Below are 4,472 nucleotides of genomic sequence, written 5' to 3'. Positions count from 1 at the left end.
CATGACGCAAGTGCTTCAGATAGCGCTGGCCGTCGACCACCGCGACCAGCGCGCCGCTGGCGGCGATGCGCCGCGCGGCGTCCTGCCGCTGCGCCGGGCTGCCGCTGGCCAGCAGGATCACCAGGCCCTGCGGCGCCCCCTGCGGATGCACCAGGGTCGTGCGCCCGTAGCCACGGGCGTGCAGCGCCCCCGGCGGAAAGTAATAGCGCAGCAGTGCATAGCCGCTCAGGCCCAGCACCACGCTCGTCAACAGCAACACGCGCAGGAATTTCATCGACACGCATCCATCCCGGCCAACGCCGAGCCTCTGGACAACCACGGGAACGACGAGGCAGCGGCGGACGACGCAGACGGGTGGGCCGGAGCCCGGATCGGCGGATGCGCTGCGGAGGATGCCTCGGCGATGTGGGCTGGGATGGATGCGCGGGGTCGCACCTGCCTACCCGGAAGTTCCTGCACACCTGTGGGCCGGGGGGAGCGGCGCGCGTCACGTGGCATCGACGCGCATTGTGCGGATGCACGACATGCGCCGCAATAATGCCGTCACCTGCCTGCAAGGTTGCGGTTAAGCCAGCGCGCCTGGAACGCCGTGCGCTGGTTCAGTAGCCGTGCACCGGACGGTGCGCCTTCACCGCCATCACCAGGCCCAGCCCGGCCAGCAGCGACACCGCCGAGGTGCCGCCGTAGCTCATCAGCGGCATCGGCACGCCGACCACCGGCAGCAGCCCGGAGATCATGCCGCCGTTGACCAGCACGTAGACGAAGAACGCCAGGCCGGTGGCGCCGGCCAGCAGCCGCGAGAAGGTGTCGCGCGCCTGCGAGGCGATCCACAGGCAGCGCCCGATCACGATCAGGTACAGGGTCATCACCGTGGCCACGCCGATCCAGCCGAACTCCTCGCTGAGCACGGAGAACGCGAAGTCGGTGGTCTGCTCGGGAATGAAGTTCAGGTGCGACTGCGAGCCCATGCCCCAGCCCTTGCCGTGCAGGCCGCCGGAACCGATCGCGATCTTGGACTGGATGATGTTCCAGCCGGCGCCGAGCGCGTCGTTCTCCGGGTTGAGGAACATCATGATGCGGTCCTTCTGGTAGGGCCGCAGCAGCCACAGCCAGGCCACCGGCGCGGCCGCGGCGACGCCGCCGACGGCGATGCCCACCCACCACCACGGCAGGCCGGCCAGCAGCAGCACGAAGCCGCCGCTGGCGGCGATCAGCACGCCGGTTCCGAAGTCCGGCTGCAGCATGATCAAGGCGGTGGGAATGCCGATGATGACCGCGCTGACCAGCACGGTCGGGATGCGCGGCGGCAGCGGCATGCGGTGCAGGTACCAGGCCACCATCATCGGCATGCTGATCTTCAACAGCTCGGCCGGCTGCAGGTAGAACACCTTCAGGTCCAGCCACTGCCGCCCGTACTTGCCGGTGCCCAGCACGAACACCGCCAGCAGCGGCAGCATCGACAGCGCGTAGATCAGCGGGGTCCAGGCGCGCAGGCGCAGCGCCGACACCCGCGACAGGCTCCACATCGCCGCCGCACCGATGGCGAAGCGCGCGCCCTGCGCCATCACCAGGTGCATGCCGCCGGCGCTCTTGAGCACCGCCAGCCCCATCGCCATCAGCGCGCCCAGCGCCAGGCACAGCGGCCAGTCCAGGGTACGGGTGAAGCGGCCGCCGATGTCGACCAGCCAGCGCAGGAAATCCTTCATCGCTCGTCCGGAATCTCGTCGGGGATCGCCGGCGCTGCGGACTGCAGCGGTACCACCGCCGCATCCACCTCGGCCTGGCCGATCAGCACCGGGCGTTCGCCGGCGGCCAGGGCGACCGCATCGGCGGCGGCGCGCGAGCCGGGATCTTCTGCGTAGTACAGGTGGCTGCCGAACGCGGTGGCGCCGCGCAGGCTGTCCAGCGGTTCGACCCCGGGCGGCAGCCGGCCGAGCAGCCAGGCATCGAAGATCTTGCGCGCGATCGGCGCAGCGGTGCTGGCGCCGTAGCCGCCGCCTTCCACCGCGATCGCCAGGGCGATGGTCGGCCGCTCCGCCGGCGCGAAGCCCTCGAACAGCGAACGGTGGCGCAGGTGCATCGGCAGGCTGCGCGGATCGACCGCCGCCAGTCCCTTGCGGCTGACCACCTGCGCGGTGCCGGTCTTGCCAGCCATCTGGTACGGCGCACCGACGGTGATGGCATAGCCGCTGCCGCCCGGGCGCATGGTGTCCATCATGCCCTCGCGCACCGCCTGCAGGTTGCTGGGGTTGTCGCTGATCGGCTTGCTCGGTTCCGGCTGCACCGGCGCCCAGGGCTGGTCGAAGGCCTGGCGCGTGGCCATCACCAGGTGCGGCGTGCGCAGTTGCCCGTCGGCGAGGCCGGCGACCCCGCGCACCAGTTGCAGCGGCGTCACCTTCCAGTCGCCCTGGCCGATGGCGATGTTGACCGTGTCGCCGGGGTACCAGGCTTCCTTGCGGCTCTTGGCCTTGTACGCCGGCGACGGCACGATGCCGCCGGTCTCGCCGACCAGGTCGATGCCGGTGGGCACGCCGAATCCGTAGCGGGTCATGTACTGGTCGACCTTGGTGATGCCCATGTCGATGGCCAGCTTGTAGTAGTAGGTGTTCACCGACTGCGCGATCGACTTGCGCAGGTCGGTCCAGCCGTGGCCGCCGCGGTGCGAGTCGCCCCAGCCGCGGCTGACCCCGGGCAGGTAGAACATGCCGGTGGAGAGGATCTTGTCCTCCGGGCGGCGGGTGCCGCTGTCCAGGCCGGCCAGGCCCATGAACGGCTTGATGGTGGAGCCGGGCGCCACGCCACCCAGCACCAGGCGGTTGAACTGCGGCCGCGACGGGTCGCTGTTGAGCGCCTGGAAATCGGCGTGGGAGATGCCGTTGACGAACAGGTTGGGGTCGTAGGACGGCAGGCTGACCATGGCCAGGATCTCGCCGGTGCGCGGATCGATGGCGATGGCCGAGCCCTGGTAGTCGCCGAACGCGGCGACCATGGCGCGCTGCAGGTCGGCGTCGATGGACAGGCGCAGGTCGGCGCCGGACTGCGCCGGCACCCGGCCGACGGTGCGGATCGCGCGGCCCTGCACGTTGGTCTCGACCTGCTCGTAGCCGACCTTGCCGCGCAGTTGCTCCTCGTAATAGCGCTCCAGCCCGGACTTGCCGATGTGGGTCAGCGCGGCGTTGCCCTCGCCCAGCGTCTCCAGGTCCTTCTCGTCGATGCGGCCGACGTAGCCGATGATGTGCGCGAACAGGTCGCCGTAGGGATAGTGCCGGGTCAGGTAGGGTTCCAGCTCCACGCCCGGGAAGCGCCAGCGGTCCACCGCGAAGCGCGCCCGCTCCTCCTCGCTGACACGCAGCTTCAGGGTGATCGGGCGGAAGCTGCGGCTGGCCTTGCGCGCGGCCTGGAAACGCTCGATGTCTTCCGGCGACAGCGCGATGACCTTGCCCAGCTCGGCCAGCAGCGCGTCCATGTCGGCGACCTTGTCCGGGGTCACGTCGAGCCGGAACGCGGGGACGTTCTCGGCCAGCAGGCGGCCGTTGCGGTCGTAGATCATGCCGCGCCCGGGCACCACCGGCCGTGGCTTGATGCGGTTGGCGTCCGAGCGGGTGGCGTAGATATCGTGGTCCAGCACCTGCAGCTTGAAATACCAGGCGCCCAGGCCCAGCAGCGCCAGCAGCACGCACAGGAAGCCCAGCGCGGCACGACGCCGGAACTGCTCGGCCTCGGCGTGCGGGTTCTTCTGCGCGCGGCGCGGATGCAGGGCCATGCTACTTGCTCCGCCGGCCCAGCCGCAGCGCGTCCAGCAGCACGAACAGCGGCGGCCACAGCGCCATGCCCAGCAGCGGCGCCCACCAGTAGTTCCACGGCAGGGTGGGCTCGCCGACGGCCAGGTGCACCGCCGCGGCGACGATGCGGTCGTTGACCAGCAGGCCGCCGATCGCCAGCGCCTGCTGCGACATCGGGAAGAAGCGGATGCGCGCGCGGAAGCGCTGCAGGATGAAGCTCAGGATCACCAGGCGCAGCGCCTGCTCGCCCAGCACCCCGCCGTACAGCAGATCGGCGAGCACCCCGACCGCGAAGGCGAAGCCCAGCCCGACCTTGTCCGGGGTCTCGATCACCCAGTACGCCACCACCAGCGCCAGCCAGTACGGCCGCAGCGGCTGCACCACCAGCGGCAACGGCATCAACCCCAGCAACAGCGCCACGATCACGCTGACCGGGAGCACCCAGCCTTTGCTGCGCAGGCGGCTCATTGGCCCGTCTCCTTTGGAGCCGGGCGGGAATCGGGATTCGGGAATCGGGAATCGGATGTCGCGCGTGCCGGCTTGGTCGGCGGCGGGGTGGCCGCGGTGGCGGATGGGTGCACGTTTGGCGATGTCGAGGCGGCGGCGCCGGTTGCGGGGGCTTGCGTCACGCCCTGCGCTGGCTTGGCGTCACCGCTTTGTGCGGCTCCAGCCACGGGCGAAGCTCCTTCC

At 70.4% G+C, this 4,472-nt stretch carries 3 protein-coding genes and 1 pseudogene; all 4 read right to left on the bottom strand.

The features are described from left to right. Positions 1 to 274, bottom strand: a pseudogene (locus D588_RS24160) (virulence factor family protein); the annotation flags it as partial. Positions 275 to 599: 325 nt separating this feature from the next. Further along, positions 600 to 1,706 (bottom strand): rod shape-determining protein RodA, encoded by a 1,107-nt coding sequence (gene rodA / locus D588_RS0106445; protein ID WP_017907587.1) that lies wholly within the window; start codon positions 1,704 to 1,706, stop codon positions 600 to 602. Then, entirely contained in the window at positions 1,703 to 3,763 is a 2,061-nt protein-coding gene (gene mrdA, locus D588_RS0106440) for a penicillin-binding protein 2 (RefSeq protein WP_017907586.1), read from the bottom strand. The genes rodA and mrdA overlap by 4 nt, the downstream gene beginning before the upstream one ends. A 1-nt stretch (position 3,764) precedes the next feature. Next, positions 3,765 to 4,250 carry a rod shape-determining protein MreD gene (gene mreD, locus D588_RS0106435; protein WP_010343694.1) on the bottom strand — a complete coding sequence of 162 codons (486 nt, stop codon included), beginning with the start codon at positions 4,248 to 4,250 and terminating at the stop codon, positions 3,765 to 3,767. Positions 4,251 to 4,472: the final 222 nt, after the last annotated feature.

The organism is Xanthomonas sp. SHU 308 (assembly GCF_000364645.1).
GTDB classification, from domain to species: Bacteria; Pseudomonadota; Gammaproteobacteria; order Xanthomonadales; family Xanthomonadaceae; genus Xanthomonas_A; species Xanthomonas_A sontii.
Note: the sequence above shows the minus strand (reverse complement) of the source record. Positions and strands in the feature narration are given on the sequence as shown.

Bases quoted from the DNA above. Each gene is read 5' to 3' on its own strand.
- rodA (WP_017907587.1), bottom strand. From the start codon at position 1,706: ATGAAGGATTTCCTGCGCTGGCTGGTCGACATCGGCGGCCGCTTCACC.
- mrdA (WP_017907586.1), bottom strand. From the start codon at position 3,763: ATGGCCCTGCATCCGCGCCGCGCGCAGAAGAACCCGCACGCCGAGGCC.
- mreD (WP_010343694.1), bottom strand. From the start codon at position 4,250: ATGAGCCGCCTGCGCAGCAAAGGCTGGGTGCTCCCGGTCAGCGTGATC.